Here is a 2769-nt window from a genome sequence, read left to right on the forward strand (position 1 = left end):
TGAAAATGAGTTTACAAAACAAATTATTTTGCATAAAGATTTAAGTTTGAAATTAAAAACTGATGATTTTAAAAAGAATTTTTACAAATCAATTCAAGAAGAAATTTATTGAAAACAGAAATGATGAAAAGATAATAATTTTTCAAGAAATAAATTTTATTCAATTAAAATTAGTTCTTATTTTAAAAATGCTATTTTTATCATTGATAAAAGAATGTATTCAAATCCTCATTATTTATTTATAATTCCTGAATATTTTTTTAGTTTTAAACAGATTAATCCAGAAAAAATATTAAAAAAAATAATAATTAAAACTGACATTCTATATGAAAAGTTAGAAAAATTAATCTAAATTTTAGTATACTTTTTATACTTATATAAAAAGGGGTTTATAAATGAAATTTAAAAAAATATTTAAATACTTTAATTTTTTAATTATACCCTCAGTGTTAAGTTCTACAATAAGTGGTGTTAGCAAAAATTATAGTATAAAAAATGATTTTGAAGATTTTAAAAAAAATATTTACACAGAAAAATTAAATTTACCAATAGATGAAATTAATCATAAAATATTTGATTTTATGAAAGAAAATGTCTCAAATCTTTCTATAAATTATGAAGAGGATTCTTTTTTATTTTTTGTAAAAAAACATAATTTTTGACTTAATTTAAAATTTATAAAAAATTAAAATAAATTAAATATCAAATTGCTTGATCAAAATAAAAAGTTAGTAAAAGAATTTATTTTAAATTATCAAAAAGAAGAAGGAAATGTTTTTAAAATTGAATATCAAGGAAAAATATATAGTTCACTTAATTTTGACATAATAGAAAAAGAAAATCTTTTTGTATTTGCAATTCCTTTTATTTTTACAGGTCTTGGGGCCTTAATAGCAAAATTGGCTATTGGAACTGCTGTAGTAACAGCCGCTACTGTTGGAACTGTAGCAGTAATAGATAAAGTTAGTAATAAAATAAAAGATTCTTATGCAACAAATAACACAACTAAATTTAATGATCAAACTAAAAATAAAAAGAAAAAATTTCCTGAAATTGAATATTCAGAATTTTTAAAAAATCCTTCAAAATGATATGATGAAATGAATAAAGAATTAAAAAATCTTTCTTTAGATTTATCTGATGCTATTTTAATTGAAAATGCTAATAAAGAACAATTAAATAAAAATAAATATTATTTAGTTTATTTAATCAATAAAATTCCTTATATTTGAAAAGAAAATCCTATTGAGAAAAATACTGCTATAGGTGTTGTTACTTTTTCTGATATTGTAAAAGGTAAAACAAAATATAAAGCTGAAATTGATAAACATTTTTGAAGATATTATATTTCTGATGATGATAAATGAATTTCTTCTTGAAAAATTTTTTCAAAAGAAAATGATTCAGATCATAATAATCTTGATATTTATACTTTTTTAGAAGAAAATGCTAAAGAATTAGGAAATGAATCTGCTTTAGTTTTAAATGTTTTATCACTTGAACATGAAAATCCTTGAATTACAGTAAAACATAATAAACACAATAATAAACACAATAATAAACACAATGATGAAAAATCACAATTTATGCATTATCTTTTAAAAAGATTTTTTAACCCAAAAACAAAGGCAAATCCTAATAACTATGGTATTGTACACACTAAAAAAGCCCATATTTTTTTTAGTAAAAATAATGAGGAAAAAATGAAAAATATTTAAATAGAGAAAGTAAAAATGAAATTAAAATTTTGATTTTTAAAAATTAATTTAGCAATAATGCCTTTTTATATTGTTTCATGTAATACAAATTCTAAAACAGATTTTGAAGATTTTTTTTATAAGGTAGCAGAATTTAAAGTAACAAATGAAAATGGAAAAACTATCCAAAAAGCTACTGCAACTTTTATAAATAAAAAAATAATCACAAATAAACATGTTATTGAAACGCAAATAAAAAATCCTAAGTATTGAATTAAAAAATGAAAAACTAATGATTGAGTTGAAATAAAAGTAGCAAAAAAATCTAAAAATTTAGATCTAGCAGAATTTGATTATGTAAATAATACATCAATTAATAATGAATTTAATAATAAAAACTATAAACCTAAAATTGGAGATCAAATTTATTCTGTTGGTAATTTTTTGGGGAAAGGTTTATCTTTAACTAATGGAATTATTTCTTCGTTTAATAGCTTAGAAGAAAATGATATCATCAATTACTATATAAAAATTGCTGGAATTTTTACTCCAGGAGGAAGTGGATCACCCATTTTTAATCAAAATGGTGAAATAATTTCTATTGCCTCTTTTAGATTTAATGAAGAAAATAAAAATAATAATTTTTACTTTTCAATACCAATTAGTGAAATTATTAGTTTTATAGAAAAATAACTTATGATTAAAAGTCTCAACACACATTATGATGTTATAAAAAAAATAAAACAAAATGGTTTTAAAAAAATAGATTATTTGGGTATTGATATCAATGAAATTTGATTGAATTTTTCTTTAAAAGATGGATTAGAATTTAAATCTAAAAAATTTAAAGATGGTAAATTTTTTAATTCAAATATAATGAAAAGAACAATAGAATTTAATAAGGATTTATTATTAAATTCTGAAGTTTTTATCTTAAAAAATGAATATTTTGGTTTTGATAGTAAAAAAATAAATTTTTTTCGAACTAAAGAAGGATTAATTTCTGAAAGATTTTTTCATGAAATTGGAATCAAACAAGGTCCAATTCAAACTTTATTATTTATTCAAAAAG

General features: G+C 19.5%; 5 protein-coding genes. All 5 read left to right on the forward strand.

Annotated elements, in window-relative coordinates:
• A partial coding sequence (locus U744_RS04750; RefSeq protein ID WP_036432174.1) for a hypothetical protein occupies positions 1 to 352 on the forward strand: 352 nt, incomplete at its 5' end.
• A gap of 43 nt (positions 353 to 395) precedes the next feature.
• Complete coding sequence (locus U744_RS0103975) at positions 396 to 689, forward strand: hypothetical protein (RefSeq protein WP_025755741.1); 294 nt, start codon at positions 396 to 398, stop codon at positions 687 to 689.
• An 18-nt stretch (positions 690 to 707) separates the two neighbouring features.
• Positions 708 to 1718: a hypothetical protein gene (locus tag U744_RS0103980; RefSeq protein WP_025755742.1), complete on the forward strand. Its 1011-nt coding sequence runs from the start codon at positions 708 to 710 to the stop codon at positions 1716 to 1718.
• 15 nt (positions 1719 to 1733) lie between these two features.
• Positions 1734 to 2390 (forward strand): S1 family peptidase, encoded by a 657-nt coding sequence (locus U744_RS0103985; RefSeq protein WP_025755743.1) that lies wholly within the window; start codon positions 1734 to 1736, stop codon positions 2388 to 2390.
• Between the two features lie 3 nt (positions 2391 to 2393).
• The coding region (locus U744_RS04430) for a hypothetical protein (RefSeq protein WP_036432177.1) at positions 2394 to 2769 on the forward strand (376 nt) is incomplete at its 3' end.

Source organism: Mycoplasmopsis cricetuli ATCC 35279, from assembly GCF_000526955.1.
Lineage (GTDB): Bacteria > Bacillota_I > Bacilli_A > Mycoplasmatales > Metamycoplasmataceae > Mycoplasmopsis > Mycoplasmopsis cricetuli.